Origin of the sequence: Pseudomonas sp. L5B5, assembly GCF_020520285.1 — a bacterium.
In the GTDB taxonomy this organism is placed as follows: Bacteria; Pseudomonadota; Gammaproteobacteria; order Pseudomonadales; family Pseudomonadaceae; genus Aquipseudomonas.
The window spans coordinates 142,432-160,207 of the sequence record NZ_CP084742.1 but is presented as its reverse complement, the minus strand read 5'-3'; the positions used below and the strand labels follow the sequence as shown (position 1 = coordinate 160,207).

Genomic DNA, 17,776 nt, shown 5'->3' with positions numbered 1-17,776 from the left:
GCGCTGTTCAGCGCAGCTGGAACCAGGTGGTCTTCAGCTGGGTGTACTTGTCGAAGGCGTGCAGCGACAGGTCACGACCGAATCCCGACTGGCGGCCACCGCCAAAAGGCACGGTGACGTCCAGGGCATCCACGGTATTGACCGACACCGTGCCGACCCGCAGTTGCCGGGCCACTCGATGGGCACGGTTCAGGTCATCGCTCCACAACGAGGCGGCCAGGCCGTAGGGGCTGTCGTTGGCCAGGGCAATGGCCTGCTCCTCGCCGTCGAACGGGGTCACCGCCAGTACCGGGCCGAATACCTCTTCGCGAGCGATGGCCATGTGTGGCTCAACGCCGCTGAAGATGGTCGGCTCGATGTAGTTGTCGCTGCCGTCGATCTGCAAACGCCGGCCGCCACAGACCCACTGCGCCCCCTGCTCCCGGGCGCCCTCGATATGCGCCATGACACTGGCGGTCTGGCGTGCATCGACCATGGCTCCGGCGCGGCTGGCCGGGTCCAGGGGGTTGCCCGGCTGCCAGCCCCGGGCCTTGGCTTGCAAGCGCTCGACGAACTCGTCATGGATGCTGCGCTGCACCAGCAACCGCGAGTTGGCCGAGCACACCTCGCCCTGGTTGTAGAAGATGCCGAACGCCGCCTTCTCGGCGGCCAGGTCCAGGTCCTGGCAATCGGCGAATACCAGGTTCGGACTCTTGCCGCCGCACTCCAGCCAGACCTGCTTGAGGTTCGATTGCGCCGAGTACTGCATGAAGTACTTGCCCACTTCGGTGGACCCGGTGAACACCAGGCAGTCCACGTCCGGATGCAGGCCCAGGGCGCGCCCGGCCTCGGTGCCCAGGCCCGGCACCACGTTGAGCACGCCCTCCGGCACACCGGCTTCCAGGGCCAGCTCGGCCAGGCGCAGGGCCGAGAACGGCGACTGCTCGGCGGGCTTGAGCACCACCGAATTGCCTGCCGCCAGGGCCGGCGCCAGCTTCCAGGCGGCCATGTCCAGCGGGTAGTTCCAGGGCACCACCGCGCCAATCACCCCCAGGGCTTCACGGCGGATGCTCACGTGGCGGTCGGCAGCCCCCGGAGCGACCTGGTCGTAGAGCTTGTCGATGCTTTCGGCGTACCAGGCAAAGACGTTGGCCGCACCGGGCACATCGACACTCCAGGCCTCCATCACCGGCTTGCCCATGTTCAGCGAATCCAGGAGGGCCAGCTCCTCGCGATGCTCGAGCAGCAGCTCGGCCAGGCGCAACAGCACCTGCTTGCGCTGCACGGGTGCCATGCGGGCCCAGGGGCCGGACTCAAAAGCCTGGCGGGCGCTGGCCACCGCCAGGTCCACTTCATGAACGCCGCAGGCGCTGACCCGGGCCAGGACGTGACAGGTGGCGGGATTGATGGCGTCGAACGTGGCGCCGGAACTCGCCGACAAGCGACGCCCCCCAATCAGCGCCTGGTCAATGAATGTCTGTTGGGCAGCTCGCTGCTGCCAGTAACCGAGATCGAACACGCTGCATGCCCTCGTCGGCCGTTGCGACGGCCTGGTTGTTATAGGGATTCAAGGCGATGGTGCGTTACTCGGGGCCGGAGGAAAAATACTAAAAATATGCTCCAGACCCATGAAAAAACTCTGTAGCCAGGCGAGCGCCAATGGCCTGTTCCAGAGCCCCTGCGGGCAGCCGAAAGCCCCCAGCGGCAGGCAGCCGGGGGCTTGTCAGATGCACCGGCACGGGCGGGTTCAGGCCGCGTGTGTCAACCAGTTGGCCAGGCGCAGCAACAGCGCATCACAGGCCGCCAGTTGCTCCAGGCTGATGAACTCATCGGGCTTGTGGCCCTGGTCCATGCTGCCGGGCCCGCAGACCACCGTGGGGATGCCCGCTTCATGGAACAGCCCGCCCTCGGTGCCAAAGGCCACGGTGCCGAATTCCTGCGAGCCGCTGAGCAACGCCAGCACCTGCGCAGCCTCGCTGTCGGGTGCAGTGGCCAGCCCCGGATAGGCGCTCAAGGGCTGCAGGCCGATGGAGGTATCGGCCTGCACGGCCTGCATCCCGGGCAGCAACTGCTCCCGGGCATAACGGTGCAGCTCATCCACCACCTCCTGGGCGTCGTAACCCGGCAGGGTGCGGATCTCGAAATCGAACTCGCAGTCCTGCGGCACGATGTTCAGCGCCCGACCGCCCTTGATGGTGCCGGTCTGCACCGTGGTGAAGGGCGGGTCGAAACGTCGGTCATGCCACTGTGGTTGCGCCAAGCGCGTGCCGATGTCCCCCAGCTTGCCGATCAGCCGCGCCGCATACTCGATCGCATTCACCCCATAGGGTGCATAGGCCGAGTGGCAGGCAGCCCCGCGCACCTGGCAGCGCATGGCCAGCTTGCCCTTGTGCCCCAGCACCGGACGCAACTCGGTGGGCTCGCCGATCAGGCACAACACCGGCTTGTGCGCTCGTGCCTGCAACCGCTCGAGCATGGGCCGCACGCCCAGGCACCCCACTTCCTCGTCATAGGAAAAGGCCAGGTGCACCGGCAGCCGCAACCGGCACCGGAGCAACGTCGGAACCGCCGCCAGCACGGCGGCGATAAAACCCTTCATGTCCGCCGTGCCCCGGCCGTACAAGCGCCCTTCACTCTCGCTCAACACGAACGGATCGACCGTCCAGGCCTGGCCCTCCACCGGCACCACGTCGGTGTGGCCGGAGAGCACGATGCCGCCGCGGTCGGTCGGCCCGATGCTGGCGAACAGGTTGGCCTTGGTGCGCTGGTCGTTGTAGATCAGCTCGCTGTCCACCCCCAGGCCCGCCAGGTAGTCGCGGATGAAGGTGATCAGTTCCAGGTTGGAATCACGGCTAACCGTGGCGAACCCCACCAGCCGCGCCAGCAACTCACGGCTCGACACGTCACTCATTGCCCGGCACTCCGTAGCTGGGCGCCGTCGTCGGGTCCAGGGCCCGGGTCACGTAATCCTGCATCTGCGGACGATAGGCTTGCCACAGGCCGCTCAGTTGGCCGATGGGGTCCTCCTCGGCCCAGTCCACCCGCAGGTCGACAATGGGCCAGGTCAGGTCATCCACCACCGTCAGTGCCGCCGAATGCACCGGCCCGGCCTCGCCCCCGGCGTCCATGGCTGCTTGCATCGCCGCCAGCAGGCGCTCGGCGAGAAGCCCAGCGGTCCCTTCGAAGGCCCGGACCATGGCCTCGATGACGTTCGTGCCGGCCAGCAGGTTGCCGGCCGCCACACACTGCTCGCCGGCCAGGGCATGGTGAGTGCCCAGGGCTTGCTGGCCACTGAACAATGCGGTGCGGCCCTGGCCGTCGATGACCGCGACCTGGCGGTACTGGCTCCAGCCATTGCTGCCCAGGGCCCGTTCCAGGGCCACGGCCGGTTCGAGCCTGTGGCTCTCCAGCAAATCGAGGATCTGCGGGCCGAGGGCCGGCAACGTGACGTTCTGGGTCGCCACCGCCCCCACGCCCGCCCGGACCCAGGGACAGCGAGCGCCCACGGCGATGCTCGACGAACTGATGGCGATACCCAGCTGGCCGGTTTCGGCGCAACGCCCAACGATGGAAAAAGTCATGGCAACTCCTTGGCCCACAGGGGCCTGCGGGGCGGGCCGGCAGGCACCGCCACTAACCAAAGCACATCGGTCACTCGGGAATGACCGCAATCACGTCGATCTCCATTAGCCACTGGGGCTGGCCCAGGGCCGAGACCACCAGGCCGGTGGAGATCGGGAACACACCCTTGAGCCACTTGCCCACTTCCTGATAGACCGGTTCGCGATAGCGCGGGTCGGTGAGGTAGGTGGTGGTCTTGACGATATGGGCCAGCTCGCTGCCAGCCTCTTCCAGTAGTTGCTTGACGTTCTTCATTGCCTGCTCGGCCTGGGCTCGCGGGTCGCCGAGCCCCACGAGCTGGCCGTCGAAGTCGGTGCCCACCTGGCCCCGGACGTACACCGTGTTGCCGGCGCGCACCGCCTGGCACAGGTCGTTGTCCAGGGACTGGTTGGGGTAGGTGTCCTTGGTGTTGAACATGCGGATACGGGTATGGACTGGCATCAACGGGCTCCCACGGAATTCAGGGTATGGACGGGCGGTTCGGCCTGCACCGGGCTGGCCGGGACAGCACCATAGGCTTGGTACTTGCGCTGGGTGGCGATGTGGTCGGCGACATGCTTGGCGTCGTGCCAGACGCCCCAGATGAACGACGAGCCGCGCCGGGCCAGCCAGGGCAGGCCGAGGAAATAGATCCCCGGCTCGCGGGACACCCCACGCTGGTGCAACGGTTTGCCCTGCTCGCTGAAGGTGTCGACCTGCAGCCAGGAAAAGTCCACGGCATAACCGGTGGCCCAGATGATCGAGCCGATGCCGGCGGCCTGCAGGTCCAGCTCGAGGATCGGCTGCTTGACGCAGTCCGGGTCCGGCAGGCGTCGCCGGGCTTCGGGCTCGAGCGGCAGGTCCAGGCCGTTGCGGGCAATGTAGGCATCTGCCGCATCCAGCAGGGCCAGGTAGTTCTCGTCGCCCCGGGCCAGGTTGTCCACCAGGTCGGCCTGGAAGCTGACCCGCTCGCCGTCGAAGGCCTTGGTCAGGCCCACCAGGGTGATGCCCTGCTGCGCCAGTGCGCGAAAGTCGATGGTCTGGCCGCCGCGGGCGCCACTGACGGCGATGGTCACATGCTCGCGGCCGGGCTTGGCGATCTCCGCCTCCCACTCTCCCAGCACCCCGAGCCACCAGCAGAAGTCGCGATTGCGGTAGGCGCGCGGCGGCCGGTCATGGGCGCCGACCGACAGGTAGACCTGGCGTCCCGAACGTTGCAGTTCGTCGGCGATCTGCACCCCGGAAGACCCCGCCCCGACCACCAGCACCGCCCCCTCGGGCAACTGCCCGGGATTGCGATAATCGGCGGAGTGCATCTGCATGACCCGCCCCTGGGCCGGTGCGATCGCCGGAATCACCGGGCGCTGGAATGGCCCGGTGGCCGCCACCACTCGATTGGCCTGGATCGAGCCCGCGGAGGTCTCGACCGTGAAGCCCGGGCGGCCAACGTTGCGCTGGACTTTGCGCACCTCAACGCCCGTGCGGATCGGCGCGTCGATCTGGCGGGCGTAGGCTTCGAAATAGTCCGCGACCTGGTCCTTGGCGGCAAAGGCGTCCGGGTGCAGGTCGAATTCCAGGCCCGGGAAACGGTCGTGCCAGGCCGGCCCGTTGGCCACCAGGGAATCCCAGCGACCGGTGCGCCAGGCCTCGGCGATACGATTGCGCTCCAGCACCAGGTGCGGCACGCCGAGCCTGCCCAGGTGTTCGCTCATGGCCACGCCGGCCTGGCCGGCACCCACCACCAGGGTGTCCACGTGTAGTTGTTCAACGCTCATGTCTGTGTCCTTCTGCGAGACGACGGGCACCAGCGGAAGGCTTGGCGCCCTGTTTCAGAACCCGGGTGTAAGTCGGATGCGCAGATGGTGCGACAGGTATTGGCGAAGGAAAATTACTAAATATGTGCTCCCTGGCTAGCAAAAAACGAGGCAGCACCGCCGTGCGGTGCCAGGCCCTGCACGGGGGGCGCCACGGCGCCGGAGCGCCTCAATTGCCCGCGTCGGGAACCTGCGAGGCATCGGCGGCCATTGCCTGGGCCAGGGCCGCCACCAGTTGCCCCTGGGTGTAGGGCTTGAGCAGCCGCGGCAGCCCGCTCACTGTCTCTGCCAGGTGCCGGGCATATCCGGTGGCCAGCACGACGGGAATGTCCGGTCGCAGCCGGCGAACGGCTTCCACCAGCTGCGCACCATCCATGCGTGGCATGGCCACATCGGTCACCATCAACTCGATCTCCGGATGCACGGAAAAAGCCTCCAGGGCCTGGTCGCCGGTAGCCGCACGGATCACCCGGTGGCCCAGGTCCTCCAGCAGCAGCGTGGTGCTGTTGAGCACCAGCGCGTCATCGTCCACCAGCAACACGCACAGGGGCCTGGAGACCGGCCTTGAATCGTGCACCGGCTCCTCGCCCACGCTCAGTTCGTCCTGGGTGGCCAGGGGCAGCCAGAGCTCGGCGGTGGTGCCCTGCCCCTTGCAGCTTGTGAGTACCAACCGCCCTCCCAGTTGCTCGGCCAGGCCATGGACCATCGACAACCCCAGCCCGGTGCCCTTGCCCAGGCCCTTGGTGGTGAAGAAAGGGTCCGTGGCGCAGGCCAGGGTCTGCTCGTCCATGCCTTCGCCGCTGTCGATCACCGCCAGGCACACGTAGGCTGGCTGGCTCTGCTCGGTGGCGCCGTGGACCCGGGCCTTCACATGGATCCCGCCGCCAGCGGGCATCGCGTCGCGCGCGTTGGCCACCAGGTTGAGCAACGCCAGTTCCAGCTGGTTGACATCCACCAGCACGGCCGGCAACCCCTGCGGCACATCGAACCGTATCGCCACCTGGGGTCCCACCGAGCTGCGCAGCAGGCCCTCGAGGCCGCCGACCAGCTGGCACAGGTCCACGGCCTCGGTCTTGAGCTCCTGGCGCCGGGCGAAGGCCAGCATGCGCTGGGTCAGGGTGACGCCGCGCTCGGTGCCCAGCAGTGCGTTGTCCACCAGGCGTGAAAGCCTGGGGTCATCACCGATGCGCTTGTGCAGCAATTCGAGGTTGCCGCGGATCACCGTCAGCAGGTTGTTGAAGTCATGGGCAATGCCGCCGCTGAGCTGGCCGATGGCTTGCAGCTTCTGGGACTGGAACAGGGCTTCGCGAGCTGTCTCCAGCTCCTTCTGGGCGGCGACCACCTCGCTGATGTCCCGGGTGATCTTGGCGAAACCCAGGAGCTCGCCGTTGTCGGCGCGGATCGGGTCGACCACCACATGGGCCAGGAATTGCGTGCCGTCCTTGCGCATGCGCCAGCCCTGCTTCTCGAAGCGTCCTTCGCGCACGGCGATGTCCAGGGTGTTGCACGGTTCGCCAGCGGCCCGGTCCTGGGGTGTATAGAACAGCGAGAAATGCTGGCCGATGATGTCCTCGGGCGCGTAGCCCTTGATCCGCTGGGCCCCCGGGTTCCAGCTGCTGACGTGGCCCTCGGGGTCGAGCATGTAGATCGCATAGTCGGTCACGCTCTGCACCAGCAGGCGAAATTGCTGCTCGCTCTGCTTCAGCGTCTGTTCGGCATGCCGCTGCTCGGTCATGTCGCGGGTGATCTTGGCAAACCCCAGCAACTGGCCGTCGGGGTCGCGAATCGGATCGATCACCACATGGCACCAGAAACGCGAGCCGTCCTTGCGCAACCGCCAGCCTTCCCCCTCGAAACGCCCCTGGTCGACAGCGATGGCCAGCGCCCGTCCGGGCAGCCCGGCCTGGCGATCCTCGGGGGTATAGAAACAGGAGAAGTGCGCACCGAGGATCTCCGCTTCCTGGTAGCCCTTGAAGCGCCTGGCGCCGCTGTTCCAGCTGACGACCCGGCCCTCTGGATCGAGCATGTAGATCGCGTAGTCCACCACCGCCTCGACCAGCAGGCGAAACCGGTCGTCGTTCAGGGGATTGCGAGGCGCTGGCTGATCACTCATGGCGGTTTCCGTTATTGAGGGTGTGATGAACGCGTGCACGTCCGGCCGCCATTTCGGCGCCACCCCGCACGCCCGGGGCTGACAGGCTCGCCCACGGTCTGCAGCCAGTCCCTCTTCGCATGCATTGGCCTGCGACGCAATAGCGCAGGCGGCCGTCCGGCGAAAATACATTTCCGAGCTTTCGATCTGTGGGCACTGTAGGCACAATGCGTACCTTTTTGGCTGGCCCTGCCGGAGATCGCCCAATGATCAAGACGCCTTATTACCTCATCGACAAACAGAAGCTGCTGACCAACCTGCAGAAGATCGCCTATGTGCGCGAGCAGTCCGGGGCCAAGGCACTGCTGGCGCTCAAGTGCTTCGCCACCTGGTCGGTGTTCGACCTGATGCAGCAGTACATGGACGGCACCACCTCCTCGTCGCTGTACGAGCTCAAGCTGGGCCGCCAGAAGTTCGCCGGCGAGACCCATGCCTACAGCGTGGCCTGGGCTGACGATGAAATCGAGGAAATGCTCGAAAATTGCGACAAGATCATCTTCAACTCCATCGGCCAGCTGCAGCGTTTCGCCGAACAGTCCGAAGGCAAGGTCCGCGGCCTGCGGGTCAACCCCCAGGTGAGCAGCTCGGACTACCTGCTGGCTGACCCGGCGCGTCCGTTCAGCCGCCTGGGCGAGTGGGACCCGGCCAAGATCGAACAGGTGATCGGGCAGATCACAGGTTTCATGTTCCACAACAACTGCGAGAACGGCGACTTCGGCCTGTTCGACCAGATGCTCGGCACCATCGAGGAGCGTTTCGGCCACCTGCTGCACCAGGTGCAGTGGGTCAGCCTCGGCGGCGGCATCCATTTCACCGGTGAAGACTATGCCCTGGACGCCTTCTGCGCGCGCCTGAAGGCCTTCTCCGAACAATACGGCGTACAGGTGTACCTGGAGCCGGGCGAAGCGGCCATCACCCAGAGCGCCTCGCTGGAAGTGACCGTGCTCGACACCCTGTACAACGGCAAGCATCTGGCGGTGGTCGACAGCTCCATCGAAGCGCACATGCTCGACCTGCTGATCTACCGCCTCGACGCCAAGATGGCCCCAAACGATGGCGAGCACACCTACATGGTCTGCGGCAAGTCGTGCCTGGCGGGCGACATCTTCGGCGAGTATCAATTCGAGCGTCCGCTGGCCATCGGCGATCGACTGTCGTTCGTTGACGCGGCGGGTTACACCATGGTCAAGAAAAACTGGTTCAACGGTCTGAAAATGCCGTCCATCGTCGTGAAACAACTCGATGGTAACGTCGAAGTGGTTCGCGAGTTTGGTTTCGAAGACTACCTGTCCAGCCTTTCCTGAACGGGCAGGTAATTAAGGAGAAGTAAGTAAATTGAAGAAGAATGTTCTTATCATTGGTGCAGGAGGTGTCGCCAAGGTGGTGGCCCACAAGTGCGCGCAGCACAACGACGAACTTGGTCGTATTGCTATCGCGTCGCGCAACATCTCCAAATGCCAGGCCATCATCGACAGCGTAAAGGCCAAGGGCAGCCTCAAGGTGCCCGCCGACATCCAGGCCTTCTCGCTTGACGCTCTGGATGTGCAAGCAACCAAGGCGCTGATCCGCGAGACCGGATCGCAGATCGTCATCAACGTCGGTTCCGCGTTCCTCAACATGTCGGTGCTGCGCGCCTGCATCGACACCGGCGTGGCCTACCTGGACACCGCGATCCACGAAGAGCCGGGCAAGGTCTGCGAGACCCCGCCGTGGTATGGCAACTACGAGTGGAAGCACCTCGAGGAATGCCAGCAGAAGAACGTCACCGCCATCCTGGGCGTGGGCTTCGATCCGGGCGTGGTCAATGCCTATGCCGCCCTGGCCAAGCAACAGCATTTCGACCGCATTGATTCGATCGACATCCTCGACGTCAATGCCGGTTCCCACGGCAAGTATTTCGCCACCAATTTCGACCCGGAAATCAACTTCCGCGAATTCACCGGACAGGTATGGAGCTGGCAGGACAACCAGTGGACCAGCAACACCATGTTCGAAGTCAAGCGTACCGACGACCTGCCAGTGGTGGGCTCGCAGAACCTGTACCTGACCGGTCACGATGAAGTGCACTCGCTGTCCAAGAACCTGCAAGTGCCCAACGTGCGCTTCTGGATGAGCTTCGGCGAGCACTACATCAACGTGTTCACCGTGTTGAAGAACCTGGGCCTGCTCTCCGAGCAGCCGGTCAAGACCGCCGAAGGCCTGGAAGTGGTGCCACTGAAAGTGGTCAAGGCCGTGCTGCCCGATCCAGCCTCCCTGGCCCCGGGCTACACCGGCAAGACCTGCATCGGCGACCTGGTCAAGGGCACCAAGGACGGACAGCCTCGCGAGGTGTTCATCTACAACGTGGCCGATCACGAAGAGGCCTATGCCGAGACCGATAGCCAGGGCATTTCCTACACCGCAGGCGTACCGCCAGTCGCTGCCGCCCTGCTGGTAGCCCGTGGCGAGTGGGACGTGCAACGCATGGTCAACGTCGAGGAGCTGGCTGCCGAGCCGTTCCTCAAGGCGCTGGACGTGATGGGCCTGCCGACCCGCATCAAGGACGAGCACGGCGACCGTGCATGGGACGCCGTCATCTGACGCAGTCCCGGTAGCAGGGGGCGCCCGGCGCGGCGCCCCCTGCCCTCCATCCCCGTATCTTTCGTTTGTGCGCCGCTTTTGCATTTCTGTGCGACAGTTCCGCTTTCCGGGGCTCCCGCAGTCCTCCTGTGCAGTGTTAGCTTGGCAAGGTTCATGTCTGATCGATCAGACACTTCCTCCCCACCTTCTGCAAAGGAATGCCCTGCGTCATGGACTTTTCCCTCAAGCACCTGGCTACCGCCACTCTGATGCTCGCCAGTCTCTCGACGTTTGCCAACGTCGCCCAGGCCAACATCACCCCGCAGCAGAGCGCAGCCATCCTCAAGAGCTTCAATGACGCCTCGGTGAAGGATTTCCAGCAGTTCCTCGGCGACGTTGCCAAGAGCGAACCGGGCAAGAGCGCCCACCTGGCCCCGGCCATCGACGGCTTCCTGGCCGGCAAGACGCTTTCAGCCGAACAGCAAAATGAGATCCATCGCCTGCTGGGCCTCTATGCCCGGGTGAAATACGGCAAGGCCGCCACCCAGACCCTGCGTGAACTGGTGGAGATCCCGACCTTCAACATCGATGGCCTGCCCCAGTACAAGAACCCCGAGTTCCTCAAGATCGCCGACAAGATCAAGGGCCTGGCCCAAGGCTTCGGCCTGGACTTTCGCAATGTCGACAACCGCGTCTACGAGATCTCCCTCCCCGGCAGCGGCGATGAGGTAGTAGGTATCCATGCCCATGCCGACGTCGTGCCGGTCACCCCGGAAAACTGGGTGCTGCAGGACGGCACCCGCCTCGATCCATTCAAGGTCACGCTGATCGGCGATCGCATGTACGGTCGCGGCACCGAGGATGACAAGAACGGCATCGTGGTGGCGCTCTACGCCATGAAGATCATCAAGGAAGAGAAGCTGCCCCTGGCCCGGCACTTCAAGCTGCTGGTGGACACCACCGAGGAAACCAGTGGCGATGCCATCCCCTACTACTTCGAGCGCAATCCGGTGCCCAATTACAACCTGGCGCTCGACGGCGGCTACCCGGTGGTGATCGCCGAGAAAGGCTACGGCACCGTGATGGCGACCTTCGCCCAGCGCGCCGCCGAGGGCAAGGGCGCGCAGATCACCGGACTGACCGGCGGCCTGGCCACCAACCAGATCCCTTCCACCTCGGTCGCGACCCTGGTGACCGACCAGCCGGCCGAGCTGGTGGCAAGCCTGCAGAAGGCCGGGGCCGAATACGTCAAGCGCAACGGCGGCAACTTCAAGATCGACGCCCGGGTGGAAGGCAAGGACGTCCTGCTGACCGTCACCGGGGTGTCCGCCCACTCCTCCGAGCCCGAGTCCGGGGTCAACCCAGTGGCGCGGATGCTCGACTTCATCAACGGCCTGGAGGGCCAGGTCGCGCTCAAGCACAACCAGTTCACCGATGCCGCGCGCTACGGCGCCGACAACTGGGGCCTGGACTACCTGGGCAAGAAGCTGGGCGTGGACTTCTCGGATGACTTCATGGGCCCCCTGACCACCTCACCGACCCTGGTCGGGCTGGATGACAAGGCCCTGAAGATCGCCGTGAACCTGCGAGTGCCCAAGGGCAAGGCTCCAGAATTGCTGAAGACGCAGATCACCGACAAGCTGCAAGCCTGGAGCAAGAAGAACCAGGTGGCGGTGCAGTTCACGACCTCGGTCGCCGCGCCGATGTACCGCAACCCCGAAGGTGAATGGGTCAAGGCCCTGCTCGACGTGGCCAGCGAGAACCTGGGCATGGCGCACAAGTTCGGGACATCCGCCGGCGCCACCTCGGTGCATGAACTGCCCAACGGCGTGCAATTCGGCCTGGCGCGGCCCGAGGTCAAGTACACCGGCCACACCGACAACGAGTTCAAGACCGTGGACCAGTTCTTGCTGGACCTGCAGATCGTCACCGAAATGATGGGGCGCATCGGCCAGCTGCCCAAGCTCTGATCGTCCTTGCTGGCCCGCCGTGCACGGCGGGCCACACCCTCCTTGCCTCAGTGCGCCGGCGACTTCCAGTCCGGGTCGCTGATATCCCGCAGTACTCCGACATACCCCCGGTAGAGGTTGCCCTGCGCCAGCAACTGCGCGGCGGCGAGTTGCCGGTGCAGCCCACCCAACTGGTAGAACGGCACGCGCACATAGAGGTGATGCTCGATGTGATAGTGGATGGCGTGGGGGCCGAACAGGAACGTCTGCCAGTTCGGGCGCACGATGCTGCGGGCGTTACGGCTCTGATCGGCATCAACCGGCAGGCCGGCATGCTCCATGATGGCCCGCACCCGCCCCAGCAAGGGCAGCAGGGTAATCGCCGGCAGCAACCACAACCCGAGGTACAGCCAGGGATGGCCGCTCCAGGCCAGCAGGCCGAACAGCGCGCCGTTGCTGACCAGCATTGAGCACAACTCCTCCAGCACCTGCCTGCGCGACTTGTCGACCCTGGGCATGATCGCCCGGTAGTCGCCCCGGGCGAACCTCGCGGCGCTGATGAAGTAGCCGACCCCGCACAGGTCCGCCAGCAGGCGCAGGGCCAACTTGCCCCGGGGCAAGGGGTAGTCCCCCAGGCCGAAGACCGCCACCACCGGGTCGTCATGCTCCATCGGCTGCAGATGATGCTTGAGATGGCCGGCGCGGTACGTCCTCAGGGACAGGAACAGCGGACCGGCGGCCAGCCACTGGCCGAGCAGGTCGTTGGCTTTCTGCCCGCGCAGCAGCAGGCCGTGGGCACTCTCGTGCATCAGCACCGCCAGCGCCAACTGGCTGCGGGCAACCAGCAGTGCCGCCAGCACGTAGGTGATGGGGTGCGGCCAGATTGCGGCGCAGGCGAACGCCACGGCGATCAGTCCCCAGTCGGCCAGCAGTGCCAGGCAACCGATCCAGGGCTTGAGCACGAACAGCCCGGCGTCGGGCGCAAAGGCATGCAGGGCCCGATTCTTGCCGGCACGGGGTTCAGGCTGGGACACGAGCATTGCTTCCTTGTCGTTGGGTGGCCAGGGCACACGCCAGGGCCAGCAGCAGGCCGCCGGCCACATCCGCCAGCGAGTGCTGCTTAAGGGTCAGGGTCGAGAGGCCAATCAGCAGGCCGATGACAGCGGTCAGCACTTTGCAGGGACGCCACCAGAGCGCGCGACAGGCCAGGCAGGTCACGACCACATGCAGACTGGGGAAGCCGTTGCAGGCCAGGTCCAGCTGCCACATCCGACCCAGCCGCTGCTGCAGGAAGCCATGGTCGAGGGCGGCGATATCCGGCCTCGGCACATATTCGGGGAACAACCAGAAGCACAGCAGCCCAACGGTGAAGGCCATGCCTGTGGCATTGCGCAAGGCCCTGAAGCCCTCTTGGCTGGCATAGGCTGCCGCCAGCAGCACAAAGGGAAAGAACAGCACATAGACGAACCAGGACTGGGCGATGAAGGGAATCAGCTCATCCAGTGGCGTGACCCAGTTGTAGCGCGGCGTGACCAGGCGCTGCAGGCCAATGAACGCGCCCAGCCCCAGCAGCAGAGCGAGCGCCGCAACCAGTGCCTGGCGAAGGTTGGCGGCAGCGATCAGGCGCTGCAAGGAGGCGCTCATGGCTGTTGGCCTGACGCCGGCATGGAGGTGTGACGACTCAAGGCGGCGCCCTCACAAGCCGAGCAAGCGGCTGACCCAGGCATCGATCCGTGCCTGGGCCCGCTGGTTGCCCAATGTCGCGTCGGGCGCTGGCGCCGCCGCGCTCAATTGCTGCGCCGCCTCGGCCACCTGCCGGCGGAAGTCGGCAACATCACCGCGCCAGGTCACCACCCGGTGCAGCAACTGCAACTGACGGGCCCGGGCGGCATTGCTGGCCTGCTCCGGCTGGTCGCTCACCACCAGGATGATCGGCCGCTGGTAGACCCGGGCGATGGACAGCGCCGCCATGCCCGGTGCCGACACCAGCAACTGCGCCCGGGCAGCGCGGCTGGCCCAGTGCGGGTCCACCCCGAGCCAGCCGTTGCGCCCGGCATAGCCCTCGCCCACCAGGTGTCGATCCAGGCCCGCATCATCCAGGCCGGCCTCCAGGGCATCGGCCAGCCCGGGCTCGCTGAAGTGCGGATTGAGGTACACCGCGGCGCCCACCGCGAGCGCTCCCGGCAACGCCTCGGCCAGGGCCACCGGGGTCGGCAGGCGGTACAGCGCCGGGGCCTGGGTGTCGTCGACTTCGTAGGCAAAATCGTGTTCGATGCGGGCCCGCGCGGCATCGATCTGGCGCCCGACGATCCAGCCGAACAAGCGTCCGAACTGCCGAGGCCACATGCCGGCGAAATTGTTCAGCAGCGCCACCTTGAGGCTCGCCCCGTACACGTGCACCACCTTGCGCCGCCAGCCCGGCAACATGCCCATGTAGAGCAAGGCCGGGTGGAAGGAGTCGTTGATCACCAGGTCCGCGCTGCGCAGCCGGCGCCGCAGTTGGAGGATATCGCGCAGCATCCGCCCGGGGCGGAACAGGTAGTGGGCGACATTGCGATTGGTGGCCTGGCGCAGCATGTTCTGCTGGCTGTCGAACTGCACCGCATAGTGCCGTGAAAGAATCGGCGCCGTGATGCCGAAGCGTTGCAGAAAGTCCTGCCCCTGCTCTGACGTGGTCAGCACCTCGACGTGGGCTCCGGCTGCGCGCAGGGCATGCACCAGCAGCTGTGCGCGCATCAGGTGGCCGCGAGCGTCGGCGGTCGCCAGGTAGAGAATCCGTGCACTCATCGACCCGCGTTGCCCCAGCTACCCAGCCACCAGCCGGCGCCATACATCGCCAGCGCGCCAGTCACGCCAAAACTCGCATCGACACGGCGAATATCCTTGAGCAAGCGTGCCAGGTGGCCCGCTTCATGGGGCGCCACGAGGCGTCGCAGGGTGTTTTCGCACAGGCGTACATGGGCTCTTTCGTCGGCCAGCACCCGCGACAGCAGCGGGTACAACCCATGCCCGGCATCCAGCACCGAACAGTGCCGGCTCAGCACCCGCTCGGCCATCTGCTCGGCGCACAGTCCGGTGGCATAGGCCGGCACCAGCAGGCCATGCTCGAAATGAGCCGCGTAGCGATGGGCCAGGCGTTGCCAGCGCAGGATCTTGCGCCGGCTGAGCCAGTCCGGCTCCAGACGTGTCACGCCCTCGTCACCCAGCTCGCGCAAGGCCTCGGCAAACAGCGTCACATGACGCTGCTCATCGGCCAGGTGCTGCTCGACCTGGCGCTCGAGCCAGGGCGGCGATTGCGGCAGCAGCTCGTCCAGCAATGCACGTTCGGTGGCATCTTCCCCGGCCAGGTACATGCGCAACAGCAAGCGCTCCCCGCGCGCACTGCGGTGCAGGCGCAGCAGCGCGACACGCTTGATGCGATCCACCAACCGCGCCTGCACGGCTGCCAGCCCCCGGGGCTGGGCCATGCTCAGGCAACTGAAATCCGGCGCGCCGGCAACCGCTTGCCCTGCACTCATTGCGCGGACTGCACGGCGGTGGCGCTCGGGGCCGAAACCACTGGCGAAGTACGGTGCCAGGCCAGGATCAGGCCGATAAAACTGTCGCGCATGAAGGCCGTACCGCTGGCAGCCGCACCGGGAAAGCTCTGCTCCTGGCCGTTGTAGCGCAGGTAACCTTTGCCATTGACCGCGCCCAGCTCCAGGCTGTCGCGCTTGTTCAAGCCACGCTGGCGCACGTCCTTGAGCAACGGGCTGTCCTCAAGGCCGAAGACGAACAGTTGGCGCTGGACCACCCACAGTGGAATCTGGCCGCTCAGGGCCTGCAAGTCGAGGTTCCAGGTGCCCTGCTCCAGCACCTGGTCCAGCGGCATGCTGGCCGGTTGCTTGGAACTGAATCGGGCGCGCATCAGCGACTTCGACACCCGCCCCACCCCCAGGCCAATGGTGATGTCGTCGGCGGCCGGGTTTTGCGCGTCACTGGGGCGCACCACCACCAAATAACTGGCGACCCGTGCGGCAATCGATGGCCGCGCCAGTACCTTGCGCGCCTGCTCGGCATTGAACAGCACGTGCTCGTCAGCGCCTTGGCGAACGCTGATCTTGTAAGTGTCCAGAGCGATGTCACGGAAGGTGCCGCGCACCGGTGCATGCACATAGGTGTCGGACTTCCAGGTCTTGCCCGAACGCCGCACCAGTACCTGCAGGCTCAGGGGCACCCGCTGACCGTCGCTGGCAATGCCGCTGCCGTGCAGCAGCACGTCACCGATCACATGCTTGCCCGCGAAATTGGCATCGACGCCAAACACGATGGTGCGGGCCTGGGGGTCGATGCTCGCGCGCGCGTCCGCCACGTCCAGGGCCAGGCGATTGCAGTCCTGCTCGGGGCCATCCGGAACGGTAGCGCAGCCACTGTCGGAGACGAAATGGAACACGGCACGCCCGTTCACTTCGGTGGGGGCGGCGCTGGCCGGGCCGACGCACGTAAGCCATGCCAGGCACACCACGCAGTAGCCGAATGCGGCCAGGGGATTCTTGTTCATGGGAACTTCCTGTAGGGGCGCCCGGGAAGAGGCGCGACGCGGATCAATCCAGGTGGCGATGATAGGACAGTGCTTCGCTCTGTCGTGCACTGGCACGGCCAATGTTCAATCCAAGGCCCCGCACCAGCGCACCGGCAGTGTCGAGGGACGAGATGCCGAGTATCGCCAGCATCGCGCCAAGCCGCCGCAGGCCATGCAGCCTTGGCAGGTCCTGATGGTTGAGCGCGCGCAGGCTGTAGCCCAGGCGCCCGAACATCACGCACAGTGGGCCGATCGGTCCGCTGCGCCCGAGCCATTGCAACCAGCCCGGCATGTAGGCACGTACCAGGTAGGGGGTCAGGTCGACACTGTCACCGCCGCGCAACCAGCGCAGCTTGAGGACTTCGCCATGGCTGTCGGGCAGCCGATGCTCGGTGTGGGCCGCAGGCACATAGTGCACCGTCACCCCCGCCGCCTGCAGGCGCAGGCCCATGACCTGGCAATGCGCCCGGTAGACACCGTCGAGCGGTTCGTAGCGATATTGCTCGAAAGTGTCACAGCGAAAGGCCACGTTGTTCGCATAGAAGTTGCGGGTTGCACCGGTACCAAGCGGGCTGGGGAAATACATGAAATCGATGGTGGTCAGCGCGCTGCCAACGACACCCGGTGCGTAGCTGGTGCGCCCGGCGACGGCCAGCGGTGCATCCGGCCGGGTGAAGGGCACAAGCAGTTGCTCCAGCCAGTGGCTGGCGGGAATGCAATCGGCGTCGGCGAAGACCACATACCGACAGCGCGCCTGGTCGACCCCGTCGAAACCGGCATTCTTGGCGTCGTAGTAACCGGCGCGGCTATCGATCAGCACGAAGTCCAGTGCCCGCCCGGCCAGTGCGCACAGCGCTTCCCGAGCCTGCTGATCGAGGCCGTCATGGGTGATGACCCACTGGGCAAGCGACTGCGGCGAGACGCTCTGGCGGGCAAGCCGGGCCACCAGGTGCTTGAGGCTGTCCAGTGCCTGCGCGGCATCCTTGCCACCGCGCAGATTGTTGGTCTCCAGCACCAGCGCGGTATCGCCTGCGACCGTTTGCAGGTCCGGGCCCAGGCCTGCGCCGAGGGGCAGTGGCGACATCCGGGTTGTCGTTTGTTGGCTGTCCATTTCGATCAATCTCTAAAAAACGCAGGCTCGCAGAGCGTCAGGGGCGCAATC

General features: G+C 65.8%; 15 protein-coding genes. 3 read left to right on the top strand and 12 right to left on the bottom strand.

Features of this window, described 5'->3' with window-relative positions:
• Positions 1-7: 7 nt before the first annotated feature.
• The 6 genes from LGQ10_RS00615 to LGQ10_RS00590 form a co-directional block, all read right to left on the bottom strand.
• Positions 8-1,498 carry an aldehyde dehydrogenase gene (locus LGQ10_RS00615; RefSeq protein WP_226524324.1) on the bottom strand — a complete coding sequence of 497 codons (1,491 nt, stop codon included), beginning with the start codon at positions 1,496-1,498 and terminating at the stop codon, positions 8-10.
• Between the two features lie 228 nt (positions 1,499-1,726).
• Positions 1,727-2,890, bottom strand: coding sequence for an acetylornithine deacetylase (gene argE / locus LGQ10_RS00610; protein ID WP_058436805.1), 1,164 nt, complete (start codon positions 2,888-2,890; stop codon positions 1,727-1,729).
• Positions 2,883-3,560, bottom strand: coding sequence for a DUF1028 domain-containing protein (locus tag LGQ10_RS00605; RefSeq protein WP_058436804.1), 678 nt, complete (start codon positions 3,558-3,560; stop codon positions 2,883-2,885). Before LGQ10_RS00605 ends, argE begins: the two co-directional genes overlap by 8 nt.
• A gap of 70 nt (positions 3,561-3,630) precedes the next feature.
• Positions 3,631-4,041, bottom strand: coding sequence for a RidA family protein (locus tag LGQ10_RS00600; RefSeq protein ID WP_058436803.1), 411 nt, complete (start codon positions 4,039-4,041; stop codon positions 3,631-3,633).
• Positions 4,041-5,354 (bottom strand): flavin-containing monooxygenase, encoded by a 1,314-nt coding sequence (locus LGQ10_RS00595; protein WP_226524323.1) that lies wholly within the window; start codon positions 5,352-5,354, stop codon positions 4,041-4,043. Before LGQ10_RS00595 ends, LGQ10_RS00600 begins: the two co-directional genes overlap by 1 nt.
• Before the next feature lie 208 nt (positions 5,355-5,562).
• Positions 5,563-7,506 (bottom strand): PAS domain-containing sensor histidine kinase, encoded by a 1,944-nt coding sequence (locus LGQ10_RS00590; RefSeq protein ID WP_226524322.1) that lies wholly within the window; start codon positions 7,504-7,506, stop codon positions 5,563-5,565.
• A gap of 245 nt (positions 7,507-7,751) precedes the next feature.
• On the opposite strand from LGQ10_RS00590, the gene LGQ10_RS00585 reads away from it, so the two are divergent.
• The 3 genes from LGQ10_RS00585 to LGQ10_RS00575 all read left to right on the top strand — a co-directional run bounded on the left by LGQ10_RS00585 (position 7,752) and on the right by LGQ10_RS00575 (position 12,074).
• Positions 7,752-8,849, top strand: a complete 1,098-nt coding sequence (locus LGQ10_RS00585) for a carboxynorspermidine decarboxylase (protein WP_058436801.1) — start codon at positions 7,752-7,754, stop codon at positions 8,847-8,849.
• A 31-nt stretch (positions 8,850-8,880) separates the two neighbouring features.
• Positions 8,881-10,125 (top strand): saccharopine dehydrogenase family protein, encoded by a 1,245-nt coding sequence (locus LGQ10_RS00580; RefSeq protein ID WP_226524321.1) that lies wholly within the window; start codon positions 8,881-8,883, stop codon positions 10,123-10,125.
• Between the two features lie 209 nt (positions 10,126-10,334).
• Complete coding sequence (locus LGQ10_RS00575) at positions 10,335-12,074, top strand: dipeptidase (RefSeq protein WP_226524320.1); 1,740 nt, start codon at positions 10,335-10,337, stop codon at positions 12,072-12,074.
• 47 nt (positions 12,075-12,121) lie between these two features.
• On the opposite strand, the gene LGQ10_RS00570 is transcribed toward LGQ10_RS00575, so the two are convergent.
• From LGQ10_RS00570 to LGQ10_RS00545, 6 genes are read right to left on the bottom strand one after another with little or no spacing between them, the layout of a single operon-like run.
• The gene (locus LGQ10_RS00570; RefSeq protein WP_226524319.1) at positions 12,122-13,087 is read right to left on the bottom strand and encodes a fatty acid desaturase family protein; all 966 of its coding nucleotides are present in this window, start codon (positions 13,085-13,087) and stop codon (positions 12,122-12,124) included.
• Positions 13,074-13,697: a phosphatase PAP2 family protein gene (locus LGQ10_RS00565; RefSeq protein ID WP_226524318.1), complete on the bottom strand. Its 624-nt coding sequence runs from the start codon at positions 13,695-13,697 to the stop codon at positions 13,074-13,076. Before LGQ10_RS00565 ends, LGQ10_RS00570 begins: the two co-directional genes overlap by 14 nt.
• A gap of 51 nt (positions 13,698-13,748) precedes the next feature.
• Entirely contained in the window at positions 13,749-14,840 is a 1,092-nt protein-coding gene (locus LGQ10_RS00560; RefSeq protein WP_226524317.1) for a hypothetical protein, read from the bottom strand.
• Entirely contained in the window at positions 14,837-15,571 is a 735-nt protein-coding gene (locus tag LGQ10_RS00555; RefSeq protein ID WP_226524316.1) for a diiron oxygenase, read from the bottom strand. The genes LGQ10_RS00560 and LGQ10_RS00555 overlap by 4 nt, the downstream gene beginning before the upstream one ends.
• Positions 15,568-16,593: a hypothetical protein gene (locus LGQ10_RS00550; protein ID WP_226524315.1), complete on the bottom strand. Its 1,026-nt coding sequence runs from the start codon at positions 16,591-16,593 to the stop codon at positions 15,568-15,570. The genes LGQ10_RS00555 and LGQ10_RS00550 overlap by 4 nt, the downstream gene beginning before the upstream one ends.
• A gap of 43 nt (positions 16,594-16,636) precedes the next feature.
• Positions 16,637-17,698: a glycosyltransferase gene (locus LGQ10_RS00545; RefSeq protein ID WP_226524314.1), complete on the bottom strand. Its 1,062-nt coding sequence runs from the start codon at positions 17,696-17,698 to the stop codon at positions 16,637-16,639.
• Positions 17,699-17,776: the final 78 nt, after the last annotated feature.